20 protein-coding genes and 4 pseudogenes are annotated in these 21,255 nt (G+C 70.5%); 14 read left to right on the forward strand and 10 right to left on the reverse strand.

The features are described 5' to 3' along the window. The first annotated feature begins 30 nt into the window (after positions 1–30). Positions 31–1,038 carry an EamA family transporter gene (locus CES90_RS42475; protein ID WP_189788356.1) on the forward strand — a complete coding sequence of 336 codons (1,008 nt, stop codon included), beginning with the start codon at positions 31–33 and terminating at the stop codon, positions 1,036–1,038. A gap of 210 nt (positions 1,039–1,248) precedes the next feature. Here CES90_RS42475 and CES90_RS50630 read toward each other — a convergent pair. Beyond that, positions 1,249–1,359: pseudogene (locus CES90_RS50630) on the reverse strand (FMN-binding negative transcriptional regulator); the annotation flags it as partial. 44 nt (positions 1,360–1,403) lie between these two features. Next, positions 1,404–2,105: a pyridoxamine 5'-phosphate oxidase family protein gene (locus tag CES90_RS42480; RefSeq protein ID WP_189788344.1), complete on the reverse strand. Its 702-nt coding sequence runs from the start codon at positions 2,103–2,105 to the stop codon at positions 1,404–1,406. Positions 2,106–2,159: 54 nt separating this feature from the next. On the opposite strand from CES90_RS42480, the gene CES90_RS42485 reads away from it, so the two are divergent. Next, positions 2,160–3,497, forward strand: a complete 1,338-nt coding sequence (locus CES90_RS42485) for an aminotransferase class I/II-fold pyridoxal phosphate-dependent enzyme (protein ID WP_189788345.1) — start codon at positions 2,160–2,162, stop codon at positions 3,495–3,497. A gap of 289 nt (positions 3,498–3,786) precedes the next feature. Here the strand turns inward: CES90_RS42485 and CES90_RS42490 are convergent, their stop codons facing one another. Next, on the reverse strand, positions 3,787–4,728 hold the full coding sequence (locus CES90_RS42490) for a DMT family transporter (protein WP_189788346.1): 942 nt from the start codon (positions 4,726–4,728) through the stop codon (positions 3,787–3,789). 75 nt (positions 4,729–4,803) lie between these two features. Between CES90_RS42490 and CES90_RS42495 the strand changes: the two genes are divergently transcribed. Then, complete coding sequence (locus CES90_RS42495) at positions 4,804–5,709, forward strand: LysR family transcriptional regulator (RefSeq protein WP_189788347.1); 906 nt, start codon at positions 4,804–4,806, stop codon at positions 5,707–5,709. 77 nt (positions 5,710–5,786) lie between these two features. Here CES90_RS42495 and CES90_RS42500 read toward each other — a convergent pair whose 3' ends face one another. After that, positions 5,787–6,266 (reverse strand): pyridoxamine 5'-phosphate oxidase family protein, encoded by a 480-nt coding sequence (locus CES90_RS42500; protein WP_189788348.1) that lies wholly within the window; start codon positions 6,264–6,266, stop codon positions 5,787–5,789. 109 nt (positions 6,267–6,375) lie between these two features. Here CES90_RS42500 and CES90_RS42505 point away from each other — a divergent pair, with 109 nt between their 5' ends. Beyond that, entirely contained in the window at positions 6,376–7,050 is a 675-nt protein-coding gene (locus tag CES90_RS42505; protein WP_189788349.1) for a cysteine hydrolase, read from the forward strand. A 14-nt stretch (positions 7,051–7,064) separates the two neighbouring features. Here CES90_RS42505 and CES90_RS42510 read toward each other — a convergent pair whose 3' ends face one another. Then, the gene (locus CES90_RS42510; protein WP_189788350.1) at positions 7,065–7,493 is read right to left on the reverse strand and encodes a Rieske (2Fe-2S) protein; all 429 of its coding nucleotides are present in this window, start codon (positions 7,491–7,493) and stop codon (positions 7,065–7,067) included. Between the two features lie 204 nt (positions 7,494–7,697). Here CES90_RS42510 and CES90_RS42515 point away from each other — a divergent pair, with 204 nt between their 5' ends. The 5 genes from CES90_RS42515 (at position 7,698) to CES90_RS42535 (ending at position 12,431) form a co-directional block, all read left to right on the forward strand. After that, on the forward strand, positions 7,698–8,453 hold the full coding sequence (locus tag CES90_RS42515) for a HipA family kinase (RefSeq protein WP_189788351.1): 756 nt from the start codon (positions 7,698–7,700) through the stop codon (positions 8,451–8,453). Continuing rightward, a complete protein-coding gene (locus CES90_RS42520; protein ID WP_189788352.1) occupies positions 8,450–8,860 on the forward strand; it encodes a DUF3037 domain-containing protein in 411 nt (136 codons plus the stop codon). The genes CES90_RS42515 and CES90_RS42520 overlap by 4 nt, the downstream gene beginning before the upstream one ends. A gap of 155 nt (positions 8,861–9,015) precedes the next feature. Further along, the gene (gene fabG / locus CES90_RS42525) at positions 9,016–9,777 is read left to right on the forward strand and encodes a 3-oxoacyl-ACP reductase FabG (RefSeq protein WP_189788353.1); all 762 of its coding nucleotides are present in this window, start codon (positions 9,016–9,018) and stop codon (positions 9,775–9,777) included. 12 nt (positions 9,778–9,789) lie between these two features. Beyond that, entirely contained in the window at positions 9,790–10,557 is a 768-nt protein-coding gene (locus tag CES90_RS42530) for an SDR family oxidoreductase (protein WP_189788354.1), read from the forward strand. A 290-nt stretch (positions 10,558–10,847) separates the two neighbouring features. Then, positions 10,848–12,431 carry an ABC transporter substrate-binding protein gene (locus CES90_RS42535; RefSeq protein WP_189788355.1) on the forward strand — a complete coding sequence of 528 codons (1,584 nt, stop codon included), beginning with the start codon at positions 10,848–10,850 and terminating at the stop codon, positions 12,429–12,431. A gap of 201 nt (positions 12,432–12,632) precedes the next feature. Here the strand turns inward: CES90_RS42535 and CES90_RS51760 are convergent. The 4 genes and pseudogenes from CES90_RS51760 to CES90_RS42550 all read right to left on the reverse strand — a co-directional run. After that, positions 12,633–13,061: pseudogene (locus tag CES90_RS51760) on the reverse strand (transposase); the annotation flags it as partial. After that, a pseudogene (locus tag CES90_RS50640) lies at positions 12,965–13,279 on the reverse strand (transposase family protein); the annotation flags it as partial. The pseudogenes CES90_RS50640 and CES90_RS51760, both read right to left, overlap by 97 nt. A 3-nt stretch (positions 13,280–13,282) precedes the next feature. After that, positions 13,283–13,504, reverse strand: a complete 222-nt coding sequence (locus tag CES90_RS42545; RefSeq protein ID WP_054237256.1) for a helix-turn-helix domain-containing protein — start codon at positions 13,502–13,504, stop codon at positions 13,283–13,285. Continuing rightward, positions 13,504–13,995 (reverse strand): DUF2975 domain-containing protein, encoded by a 492-nt coding sequence (locus CES90_RS42550; RefSeq protein ID WP_189788388.1) that lies wholly within the window; start codon positions 13,993–13,995, stop codon positions 13,504–13,506. The genes CES90_RS42545 and CES90_RS42550 overlap by 1 nt, the downstream gene beginning before the upstream one ends. A gap of 103 nt (positions 13,996–14,098) precedes the next feature. Here CES90_RS42550 and CES90_RS42555 point away from each other — a divergent pair. The 5 genes and pseudogenes from CES90_RS42555 to CES90_RS42570 form a co-directional block, all read left to right on the forward strand. Then, a pseudogene (locus CES90_RS42555) lies at positions 14,099–14,809 on the forward strand (transcriptional regulator); the annotation flags it as partial. Between the two features lie 141 nt (positions 14,810–14,950). Beyond that, entirely contained in the window at positions 14,951–15,175 is a 225-nt protein-coding gene (locus CES90_RS42560; RefSeq protein WP_189788387.1) for a hypothetical protein, read from the forward strand. Positions 15,176–15,358: 183 nt separating this feature from the next. Then, positions 15,359–16,033: a DUF6415 family natural product biosynthesis protein gene (locus CES90_RS52225; protein WP_408646665.1), complete on the forward strand. Its 675-nt coding sequence runs from the start codon at positions 15,359–15,361 to the stop codon at positions 16,031–16,033. Next, positions 15,918–16,943 (forward strand): ATP-binding cassette domain-containing protein, encoded by a 1,026-nt coding sequence (locus CES90_RS42565; protein WP_189788386.1) that lies wholly within the window; start codon positions 15,918–15,920, stop codon positions 16,941–16,943. Before CES90_RS52225 ends, CES90_RS42565 begins: the two co-directional genes overlap by 116 nt. After that, entirely contained in the window at positions 16,940–17,755 is an 816-nt protein-coding gene (locus CES90_RS42570; protein ID WP_189788385.1) for an ABC transporter permease, read from the forward strand. The genes CES90_RS42565 and CES90_RS42570 overlap by 4 nt, the downstream gene beginning before the upstream one ends. A gap of 21 nt (positions 17,756–17,776) precedes the next feature. Here the strand turns inward: CES90_RS42570 and CES90_RS42575 are convergent, their stop codons facing one another. Next, positions 17,777–21,193, reverse strand: coding sequence for an AfsR/SARP family transcriptional regulator (locus CES90_RS42575; protein WP_189788384.1), 3,417 nt, complete (start codon positions 21,191–21,193; stop codon positions 17,777–17,779). Positions 21,194–21,255: the final 62 nt, after the last annotated feature.

Genomic DNA, 21,255 nt, shown 5'->3' on the forward strand with positions numbered 1-21,255 from the left:
AGTGACGCTCCTGTCGACGCCTGTCATCATGTGCCGGTGCATACGTCTCAGGGGAGTCAGGGGAGTCAGGGGAGTCAGGGGCGGGGCGTCGGGCTGGGGCTCGCGCTCGGTTCGGCGGTGGCCTTCGGTGGATCGGGTACCGCGGCCAAGCCGCTCATCGAAGCGGGGCTGGATCCCCTCCACGTGGTGTGGCTGAGGGTCGCGGGCGCCGCGCTGGTGATGCTGCCGCTCGCCGTGCGCCACCGGGAGCTGGTGCGTCGGCGGCCCGCGCTGCTCGCCGGGTTCGGGCTGTTGGCTGTGGCCGGTGTCCAGGCCTTCTACTTCGCCTCGATCGCCCGCATACCCGTCGGAGTCGCCCTGCTCGTCGAGTACCTCGCGCCGGCGCTGGTGCTCGGCTGGGTGCGGTTCGTGCAGCGGAGGCCGGTGACGAGGGCCGCCGCCGTCGGGGTCGTCCTTGCGGTCGGTGGCCTCGCCTGTGTCGTGGAGGTGTGGTCGGGGCTGAGCTTCGACGTGCTGGGGTTGCTGCTCGCGCTGGGGGCGGCCTGCTGTCAGGTCGGGTACTTCGTGCTGTCCGACCAGGGGAGCGAGGCGGGGGAGGCGGCGCCGGATCCGCTCGGGGTGATCGCGTACGGACTGCTCGTGGGGGCGGCCGTGCTCACTGTTGTCGCTCGGCCGTGGGGCATGGAGTGGGCGGTGCTGGGCGGCACCGTGCGGATGGATGGGGCGCCGGTCGCCGCCTGGTTGCTGCTCGCGTGGGTCGTGCTGATCGCCACGGTGCTCGCCTATGTCACCGGGGTGGTGGCTGTGCGGCGGTTGTCTCCGCAGGTGGCGGGGGTGGTGGCGTGTCTTGAGGCGGTGGTCGCGACGGTGCTGGCGTGGGTGTTGCTGGGGGAGCGGCTGTCGGCGCCGCAGGTTGTGGGTGGGGTGGGTGTGCTGGTGGGGGCGTTCGTCGCGCAGCGGTCCGGGGAGGCGGCGGGGGTGGTCGCGTCCGGCGGGGAGGGGGTTGAGCGGGAGTTGGTGGTGAGGAGTAGGCGGTAAGCCTCGTGGGGGCTTTGGGGGCTTTGGGGGCTTTGGGGGCTTTGGGGGTTGGCGGGGTGCGGGTTGTGTGTGGTTGCACGTGCCCGCGCGGCGGAGCCGCACATTGATACAGCCCCGCGCCCCTTTAGTGGCGCGCTCAGCGGGCCGGTGGCCATAGGCCCCGTCGGTTCAGTTGGTGTTGGCTTGCCGCCTCGTCGTGCCGTGCTCGCCGTCGCCGTCGCCGGGGTCGTAGACGAAGTGCGTGGGCTGGACGTACGGCGGGTCGCCGGGCAGGCCGTTGACGGCCAGTTGGCCGAAGTCGTGGGTGGTGAGCCGGCGTTGTCATGCGGTGTCGTTGCGCGGGGCGTCTCAGGGGCGTTTCAGCATCACAAGGCCTTGAGGTAGTCGGGGAGTTCGGTGCCGGGGGCCAGAGACGGGTCGGGGATCGGGGTGTCGTAACCCTTCCGGAGGGGGACGACGCCGGCCCAGTGGGGGAGCGTGAGGTCCTCGGGCTCGTCGTTGACGCCGCCGGTGCGGGTCTTGGCGGAGACCTCGTTCAGGTCGAGCCGGATCACGGCGGTGGCGGCGAACTCCTTGGCGTTGGCGGGCCGGGAGTCCCGCGAGCGGCCCGGGACGACGTGGTCCACGAGGGCATCGAGGGCGATGCGCCGCTCCTCGGGGTCGGTGACCTGGTGGGCGGTGCCGTGCACGACCACCGAGCGGTAGTTGATCGAGTGGTGGAAGCCCGAGCGGGCCAGGATCAGGGCGTCCACGTGCGTGACCGTGAGGCACACCGGGAGGCCCGGGTCGGCCTGGCCCGTCATCCGCAGCGGGCGCGAGCCCGTCGAGCCGTGCACGTAGAGCGTCTCGCCGACCCGTCCGTACAGCGTGGGCAGTACCACCGGGGCGCCGTCACGGACGAAGCCGAGGTGGCAGACGTACCCCTCGTCGAGTATCGCGTGCACCAGCTCCTTGTCGTACGAGGCTTTCTGCGCGGACCGGGTGGGGACGGTGCGGTCGGTAGGGGTGTAGGCAGCGGGCCTCGGCGGCGTCGGCTGCTGGGTCCCCTGCGTCGCGATCTCCTGCATTGCTGTCTCCTGCGTCTCTTGCGGTCACTATTGCACTAGTGCATAATTTGTTTTGTGCTAGGAGAATACGTGATCACGGGTCGGCGCGCAGCTCAGATTGCGGCGAGCGTCGAGCGTGCGGTGGGTGCGGGGGAGTTGGAACCGGGGCAACTGCTGCCTCCCATGCGGGAGTTGGCGGAGCGACTCGGGGTGAATCCGAATACCGTCGCGGCCGCCTATCGCACGCTGCGCGAGCGCGGGGTCATCGAGACCGCCGGGCGGCGCGGGAGTCGGGTGCGGCCCAGGCCCGCCACCACGGGGCGCGAGTACATCAGGGTGGACGTGCCGGAGGGGGTGCGTGACCTCGCCGACGGCAATCCGGATGTGGCGTTGCTGCCGCCCCTCGCGGAGGTTTTCGCGGCCGCCGCCGCGCAGGGCGACCGCGAGCCGGTGCTCTACGGGGCGGGACCCGTGGAGCCCGAGTTGGCGCGGATCGCGCGGGCCGACCTCGACGCCGACGGGGTGCCGGACGGGCCCGTCGCCGTCACCTCCGGGTCGCTCGACGCCATCGAGCGGGTGTTCGCCGTCCATCTGAAGCCCGGGGACGCCGTCGCGGTCGAGGATCCCGGGTGGGGGAGCGTGCTCGACCTCGTGCCCGCGCTCGGGCTGCGCGTCGTCCCGGTCGGCGTCGACGACGAAGGGCCGCTCCCCGGCGACGTACGACGGGCTCTGGAAGGCGGGGCGTGCGCCCTCGTCGTCACCGACCGGGCGCAGAACCCGACCGGAGCGGCGGTGAGTGCCGCACGCGCGCGTGCCCTGCGGTCCGTGCTCCGGGAACATCCCGAGACCCTGCTCATCGAGGACGACCATGGCTATCGGATCGTCGACCAGGCCCTGCATCCACTGGCCGGGGTCACGCACCACTGGGCGTTCGTGCGGTCGGTTGCCAAGGCGTACGGCCCCGATCTGCGGCTCGCGGTGCTCACCGGCGACGCCGCCACCGTCGACCGGGTGCGGGGACGGCAGCGGCTGGGGCCGGGCTGGGTGAGCCGGCTGGTGCAGCGGGCCGTCGTGCGGCTGCGGGCCGGCGGGGCGGTGGACGCGCGGGTCGTGGCGGTGGCGTACAGCAGACGGCGGGACGCGTTGATCGGCGCGCTCGCGCGACGGGGGGTCGAGGCGTGCGGGGTCAGCGGGATGAACGTGTGGATCCGGGTCCCGGACGAGACCGGCGCGGTCGCCCGACTCCTGCACGCCGGCTGGGCCGTGGCGCCGGGCGCACGCTTCCGGATGAACGCCCCACAGGGCATCCGGATCACGATCTCCACGCTCACGGACGAGGAGATCGGGCGGGTAGCGGATGCGGTCGCCTCGGCGATCGGATCGGTGTCGGGCGATGGGGACAGGTATGTGTGAGGGGCGGTGTCCGCGAGCGGGCAGGTGTGGCAGGTGGTGTCCGGGCGTGGGTAGCGGTCGGGGTGGTGTCGGGTGTGGGTAGCGGTCGGGGTGGTGTCGGGTGTGCGGCTTTGTCTGGGTGAGGGATGCGTCTGTCGGGATGGTGGTCGCGTCGATCGGTGTTGACACCAGGTCAGGGACTCGGTGCGGAGTGTGGCGTGGTGTTCGGCGGTGGGGGCGGGTACGCGTGAGGGGCGCGGTGTCCGGGAGCGGGCAGGTGTGGCAGGTGGTGTCCGGGCGTGGGTAGCCGTCAGAGGTGGTGTCGGGTGCGCGGCCTCGCCTGGGTGAGGGCCGCGCCCGCCAGGACGATGGCTGCGCCGACCGGTGTCGACCAGGTCAGGGACTCGCCGAGCAGTGCGACGCCTGCGGCCGTGGCGATCACCGGGATGAAGTACGTGACCATCTGGGCCGTCGTCGGGCCGATCTCGGAGACGAGGCCGTACTGGACGAGCATGGCGACGCCCGTGCCGAGGGCGCCCAGGGTGACGATCGCCAGGAGTGGCAGGATCGGGAAGCTGCTCGGCACGGTGGTGAACAGCGGGGTGACGAAGGCGAGTTGGGCGGTGGCCAGCATGAGTTGGGTGCCGGTGAGGGAGAGGTGGGAGTGGTCGCTGCCGGCCAGGGTGCGGCGGACGTAGATCCAGCCGATCGGGTAGCTGAGGGAGGCGAGGAGGGCCATCGCGGTGCCTGTGGCGTCCAGGCCGTTGAAGCCCTGCCAGGCGCCGAGGACCGTGAGGACGCCGAGGAAGCCGAGACCCAGACCGGCGACCCGCACCCTCGTCGGGCGGTCCTCGGAGAGTGCCACCAGCGACAGGGCCATGCCCCACAGGGGTGAGGTCGCGTTGCAGATGCCCGCGAGTGTGGACGGGATCGTCAGCTCGGCGAAGGCGAAGAGGGAGAACGGCAGCGCGTTGAGGAGAAGGGCCGCCACCGTGAGATGGCCCCAGGTGCGGGCGCAGCGCGGCAGCCGCTCCCGCTTGACCGCCATCACCGCCGCGAGGACCAGCGTGCCGAAGAGCAGTCGACCGAAGGTGACCTGTAAGGGCGCATAGGCCTCCGTACCCACCTTGATCAGGAGGAAGCTGAAGCCCCAGACGAGGGCGAGGAAGGCGAAGCGCAGTCGCCAGTCGACGGTGGCGCGGCGGCGTGCGGGGGCGTGTGCGGGGGCTCGGGTGGGGGTCATGGCGGTCATGCACGCAACGATGCTCCCGGACAATCTCGTAGCACAAGCGAGATTTGCTGAGCTGAATCTCGTAGCATTGCTTACATGTTAAATCTGGAGCGCCTGCGTACCCTCGACGCCCTCGCCCGGCACGGCTCGGTCAGTGGCGCGGCCGAAGGGCTGCATGTGACGACCTCGGCCGTCTCTCAGCAGATGACCAAGCTGGAGCGGGAGGTGGGGCAACAGCTCCTCGCCAAGAACGGTCGGGGGGTGCGCCTCACCGACGCGGGGCGGCTGCTCGCCGACCATGCCGCGCGGATCCTGTCCCAGGTCGAGCTAGCCCAGGCGGACCTGGAGGCACAGCGGGGGCAGGTCGTCGGTGACCTGCGGCTGGCGGCGTTCCCGACCGCCGTTCGGGGGCTGCTTCCGGCGGTCTTCCGTGCGCTGCGGGACGACCATCCGGCGCTGCGCGTGCGGTCGCGGGAGCTGGAACCGGAGCGCGCCATCGGCGCGGTGATCCGGGGCGACGCGGACCTGGCCGTGGTGCTCGACTGGTACAACAAGCCGCTGCCCGTGCCCGAAGGGCTCGCCCGGGCCTCGATCCTCGACGACCCGGTGGAGGTCGCGCTGCCCGAGGACCACACGCTGGCCGGCCGGGAAGAGATCGATCTGGAGGAGTTGGCGGACGAGGCGTGGGTGGCCTGGCCCGAGGGCGAGTTCTGTCACGAATGGCTGCTCTACACGCTGCGCGCCAACGGCATTGAGCCCCACATCGCCCACCGGGCCGGTGAGCACCACACCCAACTCGCCCTGGTCGCCGCCGGGTTGGGTGTGTGCATCGCGCCCCGCCTGGGCCGCGACCCGATGCCGGGCGGGGTACGGACCGTGCCGGTGCGGCACCGCGTCCACCGGAGCGTCTACGCGGTGTGGCGCGCGGACGCCGACCGGCGGCCGTCGATCAGGGCGGCCGTGGCGGCGCTCAAGGTGGCCGGGGCGGCGTGCGGACCGTAACGTCGATGGGTCCTGCACCGACGGCACACCCGTACAGATCACCCGTACAGATCACCCGTACAGATCACCCGTACAGGTCACTGAAGGGGCGCCAACCCCACCAGCTTGCGGAAGTCCCAGGAGGCGATCGCGTCCGGGGTCAGGCGGAGCCAGGCGTGTCTGCCGTCGTGCGGCATCTCGTCGAGGCCGAAGTTCTTGCGGGCGAACAGCCGCTCCACCTCGATGAGTTCAGGGTTCGGGGCGCCCGTGCGGGGAACCTCCCCGACCACCTCGACGGTGCCGGACAGCTCGACGCCGCGCAGCTCGCCGTACTCCTCGCCGGCGTCGACCACGACGGCGACGCGCGGATCGCGGCGCAGGGCCGCCCAGCGCTTGCTTCGGGTGATCGAGTACAGCCACAGCGAGGTGCCGTCCCACACGAACCAGAGCGGGCTGACGTGCGGGGCTCCGTCGGCTGAGACCGTCGCGACCCGGCAGGTCCGCTGCGCGCCCAGGAACTCGTCCAGCTCACCGGGCTCCATCATGATCTTCCTGCCCCGGCGCTGAGTGACGGCCATGGCTGCTCCCCCTCGGCTGACAGGGCGTCAGGAGAGCATCGTTCGTCTTCCGTTGATACGCAAGGGGAGTTACGCTCCCCCGCCCGACCGTCGGCGACAAGGGGACGCCATGCCGTCACGTGAGAGTGGGGCGAGCGGGGCGAAGAGGCTCCGGGAGTTGGGCGAGCTGCTCGATCCCGCCGTCGCCGTGCTGCTCACCGTCGAGTGTCAGCAGGGTGTCGTCGGGCCGGGCAGTGCGCTGCCCGAACTCGCCGAGGAAGTACGCTCGTCGGGGGTGCTCGGGAATGTGGCGCGGCTGGTCGCCGCCGCGCACGAGACCGGGGTGCAGGTCGTCCACGCCGTCGCCGAGCGGCGGCCCGACGGGCGAGGCGCCAACCGCAACGCCCGTCTGTTCCGCGCGGCCGAACGGCTTCCCGTACGGCAGTTGACGGGCACCGGGGCCGTACGCGTCGCGCCGCCCATCGAGGTCGCCGAGGAGGATCTGGTCGTACGGCGGCTGCACGGGTTGTCCCCGCTGGCGGGCACCGATGTCGACGCGCTGCTGCGCAACCTCGGATGCCGCACCCTGATCGTCACCGGCGTCTCGGCCAACGTGGCCGTCCCGAACGCGGTGTTCGACGCGGTGAACCTCGGCTACACCGTCGTCGTGCCCGGGGACGCCATCGCGGGGGTGCCTGCCGACTACACCCCCGCGATGATCCGCCACACCCTCGCGTTGGTCGCCACGGTCGCGACCACTGACGAGGTGCTGGGCTGTCTCGGACGGCCCCGGCGGCGGAGTTGAGTACCTGACGAACGTCAGGCCAGCGTGATCGACTCTCCACTGACGCTGATCTCCTTGGCGGGCAGCGGCTTGGTCGCCGGGCCGCTCTTCACACTGCCGTCGGTGATGGAGAATTTGCTGTTGTGGCAGGGGCAGTTGATCACACCGTCGGCGATGGACTTCACGGCGCAGCCCTTGTGGGTGCAGGTCGCGGAGAACGCCTTGTAGGTGCCGGCCTCCGGCTGGGTGACGACCACGCCCTCGCTCTCGAAGATCTTGCCGCCGCCCTCGGGGATGTCGGAAGTCTTGGCGAGCTCGCTGCCACCGCCCGAGGCCGACGAACTCGACGAGTCGTCGCTCGACCCGCACGCGGTCAGCGCGACGGCGAGGCCCGCCGCGCCGGCCGCCGTCATGACGGTGCGGCGGCCGGGAATCGAAGCGGGTTTCATCGTTTCGCTGGTCATACTGACGGTTCCTTCCGAAATGGCTTTGCACGTTCGCCCATGGAATACGACGAGCAGGTGCTTGAACGTTCAGGCAGTGGCCACATCCTGGCCTGTCCGGGATGAGTACGGCGTTAATCAGAGCTGTCGTTCACCTGTCGGTCGGCGGCCCGACCCGACGGGTCGCCCCACGAGGGTCCGCGCGACCACCAGTAACCTGGGGCGATGCTCAAGGAAGTCAGCGCGACCCGGTACATCGCGCCGTTGCGAGAGGGCGGCTCGCTCCCCGGGCTCGTCGAGGCCGACGACCGCGGAATGTACGTCCTGAAGTTCACCGGCGCGGGACAGGGCCGCAAGACGCTCGTCGCGGAGGTCGTCTGCGGTGAGCTGGCCCGGCGGCTCGGACTGCGCGTCCCCGGCCTCGTGACCGTCGACCTCGACCCCGTCCTCGGCCTCGGTGAGCCCGACGAGCAGGTTCAGGAGCTGCTCAAGTCCAGCGGCGGCACCAACCTCGGCATGGACTTCCTGACCCGGGCGATCGGCTTCGATCCGCTCGCCTTCCTGGTGAGCCCCGAGGAGGCCGGGCGGATCGTCTGGTTCGACGCGCTGATCAACAACGTCGACCGCTCCTGGCGCAACCCCAACCTGCTGATGTGGCACGGCGAGCTGTGGCTCATCGACCACGGCGCCACCATGATCTGGCACCATCACTGGCCCGGCGCCCGCGCCTCCGCCGCCAAGCCGTACGACGCCTCCGACCACGCCCTCGCCCGATTCGGCCCCGATGTCGCGGCGGCCGCCGCGGAGCTCGCGCCCCTGGTCACCGAGGAACTGCTCGCCGAGGTCACCGCCGAGATCCCGGACGTGTGGCTGGCCGGCGAGCCCGGCTTCGACACGCCGGACGCGCTGCGGCGGGCGTACGCGGAGCCGCTGCTCGCGCGGGCCACCGGCATTCACGAACGCATCGAGGGGATCAAGTGAGCGACCGATTCCTGGGGACCGGGGCGACCGGGCAGGACGTCTACGAGTACGCGCTGCTGCGGGTCGTACCGCGTATCGAGCGCGGCGAGTGCTTCAACGCGGGCGTCCTCGTCTACAGCCGCTCCCGGGCCCTCGTGGCCGCCCGTACGCACCTGGACGAGGCCAAGCTGCTCGCCCTGGACCCCGGGGCGGACGTGGCGGGCGTGCGGGCCGCGCTGCGCGCCGTGGAGGGCGTGTGCGCCGGGGGCGAGGCGGCGGGGCAGGCCGCCCACGACGACGCCGGGCGGCGGTTCCGCTGGCTTGTCGCGCCCCGATCGACGGTCGTGCAGGCGGGACCCGTGCACACTGGGCTCACCGCGGACCCGGCGGCGGAGGCCGCGCGGCTGCTCGATCTGCTGGTCAAGTGAGGCCCCGGCGTAGACGCGGTAAGGGATCACACCTGGTGGAGCGTTGACACCGGGTGCCAGGACTTCTAGCGTCACGTGTGCTGAAGGTACTAAGCGGTCGCTCACCCGATGGGTGGCCGCCGGTGCCGCATCCCAAAGGGCGAGGAGAGCCAGCAATGTCCACCACTGAGCAGCGTGTCGCCGTGGTCACGGGTGCCGCGCGTGGCATCGGCGCCGCGACCGCCGTACGACTGGCCGCCGAGGGGCGTGCCGTCGCGGTGATCGACCTCGACGAGGCCGCGTGCAAGGACACCGTGGAGAAGATCACCGCCGTCGGCGGCAAGGCGCTCGCGGTCGGCTGCGACGTCTCCGACGAGGCCCAGGTCGAGGCCGCCGTCACCCGCATCGCCGAGGAGCTGGGCGCGCCTACGATCCTCGTGAACAACGCGGGTGTGCTCCGCGACAACCTGCTGTTCAAGATGAGCGCGTCCGACTGGGACACGGTCATGAACGTGCACCTGCGCGGCGCCTTCCTCATGTCGAAGGCCTGTCAGAAGTACATGGTGGACGCCAAGTTCGGCCGGATCGTCAACCTTTCCTCGTCCTCGGCGCTCGGCAACCGCGGCCAGGTCAACTACTCCGCCGCCAAGGCCGGTCTGCAGGGCTTCACCAAGACCCTCGCCATCGAGCTCGGCAAGTTCGGCGTCACCGCCAACGCCGTGGCGCCCGGCTTCATCGTCACCGACATGACCGCCGCCACCGCCGCCCGCGTCGGCATGGGCTTCGAGGACTTCCAGGCCGCCGCCGCGACCCAGATCCCCGTCCAGCGTGTCGGCCGGCCGGAGGACATCGCCGGAGCGATCGCCTACTTCACGGGCGAGGACGCCGGGTTCGTCTCCGGTCAGGTGCTGTACGTCGCCGGCGGACCGCTCAACTAAAGGATCGGGAACATGACTTCGGTGGAACTCCCCGAGCTCTCGGGCAAGGTCGCCCTCATCACCGGCGCCAGCCGCGGCATCGGCTACGGCATCGCCGAGGCCCTCGTCGCGCGCGGCGACCGGGTGTGCATCACGGGCCGCAACGAGGACGCCCTCAAGGAGGCCGTCGAGAAGCTCGGCGCCGACCGCGTCATCGGTGTGGCGGGCAAGGCCCACGACGAGGCCCACCAGGCGCTCGCCGTGGAGCGCACCATGGAAGCCTTCGGCCGCGTCGACTTCCTGGTCAACAACGCCGGTACGAACCCCGTGTTCGGCCCGATCGCCGACATGGACCTCAACGTGGCGCGCAAGGTGTTCGAGACCAACGTCGTCTCGGCCCTCGGCTTCGCCCAGAAGACCTGGCACGCCTGGCAGAAGGACAACGGCGGCGCGATCGTCAACATCGCCTCCGTCGCCGGGGTCTCGGCCTCGCCGTTCATCGCCGCGTACGGCATCAGCAAGGCCGCCATGATCAACCTGACCGTGCAGCTGGCGCACGAGTTCTCGCCCAAGGTGCGGGCCAACGCCATCGCGCCGGCCGTGGTGAAGACCAAGTTCGCCCAGGCCCTGTACGAGGGCCGGGAGGCCGAGGCCGCCGCGTCCTACCCGCTCGGCCGGCTCGGGGTGCCCTCCGACATCGGCGGCGCCGCCGCGTTCCTCACCTCCGAGCAGTCCGACTGGATCACCGGCCAGACCCTCGTGGTGGACGGCGGCATCTTCCTCAACGCCGGAGTCGGCTGACACACTGCGGCGGGCACCGGTGGCTCTTTCACCGGATACCACCGGTGCCCGCCCGCAACCCACACATAGGCTTGACGAAGTCGCCACAAACGGCGATCAAGGGCCTGTCCGGCGGATGAATCCGATTTCAGGCAATGGCGGCTGGAATGCGCAGATGTGCGTGCCAGACCCCGCGTCCCAGGCCTGGTCCGCCGGACAGGCCCTTGGGTACTGCCAGCCGGGCGGGAGCGACCGGCGGGGCCTGCGGTATCGTTCGGCCACTTGCGTACGGCATTTCGAGGAGCATGCACGTGTTCAACCGGAACCGATACCTGCCGTCTCTCGCGGCGATCGCGTCCATAGCCATGGTGGCCGGGTGTGGTGTGTTCTCCTCGGACGCCTCCGAAGACGCGGATCCGATTGTCGTGGGCACCACCAGCCCGCCCAGCACCCTGGACCCGGCTGCTGCCTGGGACAGCTCCTGGGAGCTGATGCGCAACGTCTACCAGCCCCTCCTGAACTACTCGCCCGGCGGTACCGAGCCCGAGCCCGACGCCGCGGAGAGCTGCGAGTTCACCGACAACGACAGCACGACGTACAGCTGCACGCTGCGCGAGGGCCTGAAGTTCTCCAACGGGCACACGCTGGACGCCAAGGCCGTCAAGCACTCGTTCGACCGGATCAAGAAGATCAATGTCAACGGCGGGCCCGCGGGTCTGCTGACCACGCTCTCCCGGGTGCAGACGAAGGGTGACCGCGAGGTCGTCTTCCACCTCAGCCAGCCCGACGCCACCTTCCCGCTCGTGCTCACCACGCCCGCCATGTCGATCGTGGACCCCGAGGAGTACCCCGCGGACAAGCTCCGTGAGGACGGGAAGATCACCGGCTCCGGGCCGTACAACCTGTCCTCCTTCAAGGAGGGCGAGACCGCCGAGCTCACCACCAACGAGAATTACCAGGGCATAGCGGACATCAAGAACAGCGGCATCACCATCCGCTACTTCTCGGACTCGGCCGAGGAGGTCAAGGCCCTCAAGGCCAAGGAGATCGATGTCATCTACCGCGGCCTCGGCGCCGAGGACATCGTGGACATCCAGGCCAACCACGATGAACAGGGCCTCCAGATCGTCGAGAACGCCACCACGGAGATCAGCTACCTGGTCTTCAACCCCGCCAAGGACACCTGGGCCAAGAACCCCGCCGTCCGCAAGGCGGTCGCCCAGGTTCTCGACCGCCCGGCGCTCGCGCACAACATCTACAAGGACACCGTCGAGCCGCTGTACTCCATGATCCCCAGGGGTCTGGTGGGGCACACGACCGGCTTCTTCGACGACTACGGCAACCCGAGCGCCAACAAGGCCAAGAAGATCCTCGCGGAAGCGGGCATCACCGAGCGCGTCCCGCTGACGCTCTGGTACACCACCGACCGCTACGGCTCGCAGACCAAGCCGGCCTTCGAGGAGCTCAAGCGACAGCTCGAGGCATCCGGCCTGTTCACGATCACCCTGAAGAGCCGGCCCTGGAAGGACTACTTCGAGGGCTACCAGAAGGGCGAGTACCCGGTGTTCGGGCGTGGCTGGAACCCCGACTTCAACGACGCGGACAACTTCATCGCGCCGTTCGTCGGCGAGCAGAACGCGCTCGGCACCCCGTACGACGCCCCCGAGATCATCGACGAGCTGCTGCCGCGGTCCCGCGCGGAGAGCGACCGCGGGGCCGTGTCCGAGGAGTTCGAGAAGGCCCAGCAGATCCTCGTGGACGACGCGCGGCTGATTCCGCTGTGGCAGGGCAAGGCGTACACGGCCGCGAACGAGGAGATCGCCGGTCTGGAGAACGTCATCGATGTGGCGACGATGATGACGATGTGGCAGCTGTCCTGGAAGACCAGCTGGTAGTAGTGCTTCGTTAGGTTGTGGGCTGTCTGCGGCTGCTCCGAGGGCTGGGCAGGGGGTGTCCGCAGGTGGTGCAGGTACCAGCCATCGGACCCAGCAGACCTCCCTTCGAGTCTGTCCCGCCTGCGGCGGGGATGTGTCAAAGCGCCTCGTGGCGCACTGGTTCCCTTTCGCGATCACGATGTACTGCGCGCCTCGGCCGAGCAGGTAGCTGGCGTGCTCGCGCTGGGTGTGCATGGCGTCGCTGGTCACGACCACGCCCGCCAGATCGGCGAGGGTCTCCAGCAGAGGCTGGAAGCAGGTGATCTCGTTGGTCTTCTCGCCAACGTCGAGTTGGGCCAGGGCCAGGCCGGAGAGGTGGTCGCAGGCGGCGAGTAGATGAATCTTGCGGCCCGTGGCTCTGGCCGCTCCGCGTAGCGTCTTGCCGTCGACCGCCACTGCGTGCAGCCGGCCGTCGGCCCCAGCGCGCCGGTCGGCAGCCAGCGGCCCACCGCCCGGTCCAACGCGTCGCCGTCGATGCGGCCCAGCAGCCGACGCACCGTCGCCTCCGCCGGCAGGCACCGCTTCGGGAATAGCGGATCGGGCCGTATGCCGAGACGCTCTAGGACGGACGGCGGGGCGTCGCTGATCCACTCACCCACCGCCAGCAGGGAGGTCGTTCTGGCCAGAACCGCGCACGCGGTCAGCGCAAGCATGACGACCAGAGCGTGCCGTACGCCGCGCGGATCGCGAGGGTCGGGCACCTCGGCCAGACGCTCCAGCAGGCCCGGGATCTCCCCGGGTACGGCCCCGGGATGCTCGCGGAGTTGGTCAAAGGCAAGCGGGATCGGCGATGACGCGTCGGCAGGCACGGTTCATTCGCCCGCGGTGTCCTCGGCCTCCCAGCGCAGCAGGTCGCCTGGCTGGCACTTGAGCACCTCGCAGAGCGCGGCGAGCGTCGCGAAGCGCACCGCCTTGGCGCGGCCGTTCTTGAGTACCGCCAGGTTGGCGGGCGTGATCCCTACGCGGTCAGCGAGTTCACCCACGGACATCTTCCGCCTGGCCAGCATCACGTCGATGTCGACGGCGATCGGCATCAGATCACCTCGTCCAACTCGGCCTGCATCTGGGCCGCTTCGACGTCGCGGGCGACGGCCTGGGCGAGCAGCATCCGCAGCACGAGCACGATGAGCGCGACTCCCAGGATGGCCACGCCAATCCCGCCCATGATGAGGGTGACGCCCGGGTCGTCCCGCTGGCCGGGCGCATTCAGGGCCGTGACTGCGAACCACACGAGAGCAGCCGCAACGATCGCGCCGATGATGACGTCCACGTACCGGAAGGCGGCGTGGGAGAACACGGTTCCGCGTCGCACCATCGTTACCAGTCGCCATACACAGACCAGGGCGACCTGGGCCGTCCCGATGCCCAGGATCGTGATCACGCGCAGCGGGGTCAGCGGGAGCGACCCGTCCTCCGGGTCACTCCCGCTGACCAACGCCCACACCATCAATGCCTGTACGAACACGGTGCCGGTGAGCACCACCACGAGCACGGCGCGCAGCGCGCGCACTGCCAGCTTTCCCATGCCCCATCCTTCCATCGAGCTACGATGGAAATCTATCGAATCTCGATAGGTGAAGCAAGGGTTGAGTCGGAGGGCGGGCGGCGGTTTCGCAACATGGCGGGATGCCGCCAGCTCCGCGGACGCCGTTGCCTACAAGTTCGGGGCACGGGACCTGTCGGCCCGTCTGGTCGACCTGATGCGATGGGCCGCTCCCGCAGCCGGTGATCCGCTGCTCTCCGCTTCCGTCGCCTACGTGCGGACGGAGACGTTCTTCGCGGCGCGCGCCCATGGCCCCGGACTGCGCGCCTTGGAACAGGCCCTCGACGCGGCCCCGGCACCCGTCGCGGCTCCCTCGATCGCGGTGAAGGGCGCGCTCCACATGCGGGCGGCCGTCATCGCCGGACGCGCACGCGATGCCTCGGCCGCGGCAACACATCTCGATGAGGCTCGCGCCCTGGCCGATCGGGTGCCTGAGGGCGTGTACTACGGCACCGCGTTCGGCCCCGACTCCGTACGCATCCACGAGGTGTCCGTCGCGGTCAGCCTCGGAGACGAGCACGTCGGGCGTGCGCTCGGCATCGCGAGCGAGTGGAGTCCGCCTAATGGCCTTCCGGCCGAGCGGCGATCAGGCTTCTACATCGAACTCGCCCGTGCTCAGCTGTGGTCCGGCCTCGCGGACGACGCCTTCGAGTCGCTGACGGTCGCCCGCCGTATCGCCCCACAGCACACCCGCGAACACTCCTGGGTCCGTGAGGACGCCGCCACGATCCGTCGATTGAAGCGAGCCGATTCGGAGAGCCTCACGAACTTCGCCGAGTGGTGCTCCGCCATCTGAGCGGCAAAGGCGCTGCCCCTCACTGGGGTACTTGTGGCCCTTGCCTGCCACCACCATCTGTCCCACGCACAGAATCCGGCAGATGGGAACGCGCATGCCAGATCGGGCGCCCGGTCTCCCCGCAGAGGAGGCACGGTGACGATGACCGAGTACAGGCCGAAGCTCGGCGACACCGTCGAGTACATGAGGACCAAGCGGTTCGGCAAGATCATGGGCTTTGAGGGCCCTTACGTGCAGCTGCGGCCGGTCGGCGGTGGGCGGGAGTGGGATGCGGATCCCGGGGACCTGCGGTTGCTCATGCTCATGGAAGCGCTGAGTGCGGGCGTGGCAGCGGCCAACAAGAGGTCGAAGGGGGAGCGACTGTGACCACTGCCGCAACGTCCGGGGACACACCAAGGACAGCCGCCCCCAAGGGGCCGGACTGGTGGACATTCGGCGACCATCTCAAGAGCTGTAGGCGCTGCGCCCTGGTGGAGTCGTCGTGGAGCGAGGGCTGTCCGGAGGGGTACAGGGTGCGCTGGTGCCTGCCGGAGATCAGACGCTGCGGCGCTGGTGCTTGCCCGGGAGGAACTGCCCGCCACGCCGTCGCGGGTGCCGTGCTACCTGGTCATGCTCCTCCGGGACGAGCTGACGCTGTTGGTCCCCGCGCTCGAGAAGGCCACCCTTGGGTTGCCCAAGGGGGATGGCCTGGCGGTGCGCGCGCTGGCCAGGGCTGCTGAAGCCCGTACCCGGCTCGGTCTCACCGCTGGGGCTCTGGCGCCCGGCAAGGCCGAGACCGAGCAGTGGGTGCACGCGCAGTTCCTCGCTCGCTCGGTCAACTGCCTGCGCAGGCACCTGGAGAAGCTGGAGGGTCTGGACAGAGAGCCGGTGAAGTACTGCCGGCGCTGCTCCCGGTCCAGCCCGACGAGCGGTACACCGGGCACACCATCCATGCCGCGACTGCCGCCGTTCCCACGGTGTACGAGCACCTGGGCGGGCAATGCCCGTGACCAGGACCTTGCCGAGGAGAAGCCGGGACGGCTGTCGCGCGCATGCCCCGTCGGCGGGCTGTCGGGGCTGTCGGGGAGATGTCGGTGGTTTGTCGGTGGCAACCGGCAGAGTCGTCCCCATGACGCGAATCGACAAGGAAACCAGCGGCGCGAAGGGCGCTGTCACCGTGCGGGGGCTGGTCAAGCATTACGGGGAGACCAGGGCGCTGGACGGTGTCGATCTGGATGTGCGTGAGGGCACCGTGATGGGGGTGCTCGGGCCGAACGGGGCGGGGAAGACGACGCTGGTGCGGTGTCTGTCCACGCTGATCGTGCCGGATGCCGGGCAGGCGATCGTGGCGGGGTACGACGTCGTACGGCAGCCGCGGCAGTTGCGGCGGGTGATCGGGCTGACCGGGCAGTACGCGTCCGTGGACGAGAAGCTGCCCGGCTGGGAGAACCTGTACATGATCGGGCGGCTGCTCGATCTCCCGCGCAAGGAGGCACGCGCGCGGGCCGACGAACTGCTGGAGCGGTTCTCCCTCACCGAGGCCGCCAAGCGCCCGACGAGCACCTACTCCGGTGGTATGCGGCGGCGGCTCGACCTCGCCGCGTCGATGATCGGGCGGCCGACCGTCCTGTATCTCGACGAACCGACGACCGGGCTCGACCCGCGCACCCGCAACGAGGTGTGGGACGAGGTCAAGCGGATGGTCGGGGACGGGGTCACCGTCCTGCTCACCACCCAGTACATGGAAGAGGCCGAACAACTCGCCTCCGAGCTGACCGTGGTGGACCGCGGCAAGGTCATCGCGGGCGGCGCCATCGAGGAACTGAAGGCCAAGGTCGGCGGACGGACGCTGCGGGTGCGGCCGGCCGACCCGGTGCGGCTGCGGCCGCTCGCCCGCGAGCTGGACGAACTGGGCATCACCGGGCTCGCCACCACCACCGTGGACGCAGAGCGGGGTGACGTCCTGGTGCCCATCCTCAGCGACGAGCAGCTGACCGCCGTGATCGGCGCGGTCACCGCGCGCGGCATCACGATCTCCTCCATCAGTACCGAACTGCCCAGCCTGGACGAGGTGTTCCTGTCCCTCACCGGCCACCGGGCCAGTACCCCGCAGGACGCCACGCCCGCCGAGACCCGCGAGGAGGTCGCCGTATGAGCGCCACCACAGCCACAGCCACCACCGACGACGTCCGCATTCCGCTGCGCGGTCACCTGCGTCACACCGGTGCGCTCGTCCGCCGCAACCTGCTGTGGATCCGACAGGACCCGGAGTCGATGGCCGACGCGCTGCTGATGCCGGTCATCTTCACGCTCCTGTTCGTGTACGTCTTCGGCGGCTCGATCGGGCAGGCCCTCGGCGGCGGTCAGGACGGGTATGTGCAGTACGTCATCCCCGGCATGATCGCGATGATGAGCATGACCCTGTCCCAGGGCGTCGGCACCGGCTTCTGCCAGGATTTCAACAGCGGTGTCATGGACCGCTTCCGGTCACTGCCGATCGGGCGCGGCTCGGTGCTGTTCGCGAAGATCTCGGTGGAGATCGCGCGGATGCTGTTCGCGACCACCGTGCTGATGATCGTCGCCGTACTGGTCGGTTTCGACATCACCAACTGGCCCGGGCTGTTCGCGACCGTGGGCCTGTCCACGGTGTTCGCCTCGGCGATCATGTGGGTGTTCCTCACCCTGGGCGTGATCATGAAGAGCGCGCAGTCCGTGCAGGCGATGGGGTTCCTGGTGCTGTTCCCGCTGCAGTTCGGCTCCTCGATCTTCGCGCCGACGCAGCAGATGCCGGGCTGGCTCCAGGCGTTCACCGACTACAACCCGCTGTCCACGCTCGCGGACACCGCGCGCGGACTGATGGTGGGCGGGCCGGTCGCGCACGACCTGTGGATGACGCTCGGATGGTCGGTGGCCATCACGGCGGTGATGGCACCGGTCGCCATCCACAAGTTCCGTACGAAGAGCTGACGGACGGCTGGACTCTGCCGGTCAGATCAGGGCGGCGGCCTCCTCCACCGTGAGGCCGCCGCCCTCGGTGTACGCCCTGTCGTACGTCTCGTCGTCCGGCAGGGCGGCCCGGGTGGCGGCCTCGGCGTCGGTGCGGGTCTCGATCTCCAGCGGACTGGGGAAGTGGCCGGGTGGCCGCAGCGCGTCGGCGGCGCCGAGAAGGCGGGCCGCGTCGAGGGCGCGGCGGCCGCCGTCGGCGCTCGACAGGACGAGGGCGGCGGTGGCGAGATGGATGGCGGGCATATGGGGCGTGACCAGGAGGGCCAGCGGGTCCAGGCTCCGTTCCATCGCCCGGCGCATGAAGTCCAGGGCCTCGTCGTGGTTCCCGGCCACCGCCTCCAGCCAGCCTTGGACGCCGAGGAAGTACCCGGCGAAGAGGACGAAGGTGTGTGCCTCGAAGTCCTCACGCAGCAGCCTGATCTGCTCGCGGGCCTCGTCCACGCGTCCGGTGCGGCCGAGGCGGACCGCCAGGCAGAGCAGGGCCGAGGGGAGGGCCTCGTTGGTGGCGGGGGGCCTGTCCGCCAACACGTCGACCAGCATCTTCTCACCGCGCTCGCCTTCGCCGCCCTCGATGAGCACGGCGGCCAGGCGGACGCTGAGGAGGGTCAACTGGGCGAAGGCGCCGAGTTGTTCGGCGTACTCGATGGCCCGCTGGTAGGTGGCCGCGGCGAGCGCGAAGCGGCCCTGGCGTTCCAGGGCCTCGGCGCGTGCCGAGAGCGCCTCGGCGGAGCCCCAGGCGTCGCCGAGCCGGTCGAAGAGCTCCAGCGCCTCGTCGGCGTCGCGGGTGGCGTCGCCGACCCAGTCGCCGCGGTTGGCGAGGATGTTGGCCCGCAGTTGCAGGGACTGCGCCAGCTCCCAGGTGAGGCCGAGCTCACGGGACGTGTTGATGTTCTCGTCGAGGATCGCCCGCACCCGCTCCATGTCGCCGGACAGCAGTACGGCGTAGAACCACATGGCACCCGGGAAGCGGCAGGTCTGGGGCTGGCCGGGACGGTAGGTGTCGGCGATGACCCGGAGCTTCTCCTTGGCCTCGGGGGTCTCCCAGGCCGACAACTCCATGTCCATGCAGGCCATATGGAGCAGATGTGCCGCGCGCCGGGCCTCCGCCAGGATGTCGGGGCGCATCGGCGGCGGGCTGTCGACGATACGGTCGGGCAGGTCCGGGACCGGGCGCGCGGGTGCCGTGAAGGGGTTCGGGCCGAGCTCCTTGACCTGGCTGGACCAGTGCCTGGCCTCGCTCTTCAGGCCGCGCATCTGCCAGTACCAGGCCAGCGACAGCGTCAGACAGAGCGCCTCCTGCTCGTCCCGCCCGGCGACGGCGTGCCGCAGGGCGGTGCGGATGTTCTCGTACTCCGGCTCCAGGAGGTCGATCGCCGCGCGCTGTCCCGTGCCGCGCAGCAACGGGTCGGTGGTGCGGACGAGTTCGCGGTAGTACGTGAGGTGCGCGCGTTCGGCGGCGGGGCGGGTGCCGGCCTCGGTGAGGCGTTCGCCGGCGTACTCGGCGACGGTCTCCAGGAGCCGGTAGCGCATCCCGCCGCCACCCGCGCTCGCCGAAGAGACCGGCGAAGGGGCCGCGACGACCAGGGACTTGTCGACGAGCGAGCCGAGCGCGTCCAGTGCGGCGGGGCCGCAGACGGCCTCGGCGGCGGGGAGGTCGCAGCCGCCGGCGAAGACCGACAGCCGCCGCAGGACGTCCCGTTCGTCCTCGTCGAGCAGTTCCCAGGACCAGTCGACGACGGCACGCAGTGTCTGCTGTCTGGGGAGGACGGTGCGGCTGCCGGAGGTGAGGAGCCGGAAGCGGTCGTCGAGGCGGTCGGCGATCTGGCGGGGCGTCAGCATGCGCAGGCGTGCCGCCGCCAGTTCGATCGCGAGCGGGAGGCCGTCGAGGCGGCGGCAGATCTCGGCGGCGGCCTCGGGGTCGTCGGCGACGGTGAATCCGGGGTGGGCGGCGGCGCCCCGGTCAGCGAGCAGGCGCAGCGCGTGGGGTTCCGTCAGGGGTTCCACCGGGCGTACCAACTCGCCCGGTACGCCGAGGGGTTCGCGGCTGGTGGCGAGCACGGTCAGGGCCGGGCAGCGTTGGAGCAGGTGCTCGGCGAGGTGGGCGGCGGCGGCCACGACGTGTTCGCAGTTGTCGAGGACGATCAGCATGCGGCGTCTGGCGCAGTGTTCGGTGAGGCGGGACAGCGGGTCGTCGTGGCGGTCGGCCACGACGCGCATCTCCTCGGCGCCGGCGCCGCGCAGGACGGTCTCGCGGGCGCCGAGGGCGGTGAGGACGGTCTCGGGGACGTTGGCGGGGTCGTCCACGGGGGCGAGTTCTGCCAGCCAGACGCCGTCCGGCATGGAGTGGGCGACGGCCTCCGCGGCCTCCTGGGAGAGGCGGGTCTTTCCGGCGCCGCCGGGGCCGAGGAGGGTTACCAGGCGGGTGGTGGTGAGGTCGTCTCGGATGGTGTGGATGTCGGCGTCTCGGCCTACGAAGGAGGTGAGGCGGGCGGGGAGGTTTCCTGGGCGGGCTTTTTCGCCCCCGCCGCCCCTACCCGTTCCCATCCCCAGGGGCGGCTGCCCTTTCGACCCCGCTTCGCCTGAGAGCTCGGGGGTGCGGGTTGTGTGGCGCGTGCGGGTTGTCGTTGGTTGCTCGCGCGGTTCCCCGCGCCCCTCACGGGGCGCTGCCCCGGGTGTCAGGAGCTCTGCGTGGAGTGCTCTTAGGTCCGGGCCCGGGTCTGTGCCCAGGGTGTCTGCCAGGACTCGGCGTATCCGCTCGTACTCGGCCAGGGCCTCCGCGGTGCGGCCCGTGGCGTGTAAGGCGCGTAGGCGGAGGGAGTGGAGGGGCTCGTCCAAGGGGTGGGTGTCGCACAGGGCGGTCAGTTCGGGGAGGGCGGTCTCGGCTTGGCCGAGGGTCAGGGCGGCGGTGAGGCGGGTGCGGCGGACGTCCAGGCGGCGGGTTTCCCAGCGGGCTGCCTCGGCGGTGCGGTCGGGGAGGTCGGCGAGGGGCGGGTCCTGCCACAGGGCGAGGGCGTCGTCGAGGACGACCGCGGCGTGGGCGGCGTCGCCGTCGGCGAGGGCGCGGGCTCCCTCCGACGCCAGGCGTTCGAAACGGTGCAGGTCTACGTGGTCGGGGCGGGCCGCCAGGCGGTAGCCGCCGTTCACGGACTCCACCGCGTCGGGGCCGAGTGTCCTGCGCAACCGCCCTACCAGCGCCTGGAGCGCGCCGCTCGCGTCCGCGGGTGGGTCACCGGCCGCCCACACCTCCTCGACCAGCGCGGCGGCGGGCACCGTACGCCCGGGCCGTAGCGCGAGCACGGTCAGCAGGGCGCGCAGCCGGGCGCCTCCGACCGGGACGGGGGTGCCGTCGGCGTGCTGGGCTTGGGTGGTGCCGAGGATGCGGTAGCGCACGGGGTCCATTGTCTCTGTCGGGGTCGGGTGCCGGTGTCCGGTACATCGAGTTCGTATGCCCACCTTGCTAG

It is taken from the genome of Streptomyces capitiformicae (assembly GCF_002214185.1).
Classification (GTDB): Bacteria; Actinomycetota; Actinomycetes; order Streptomycetales; family Streptomycetaceae; genus Streptomyces; species Streptomyces capitiformicae.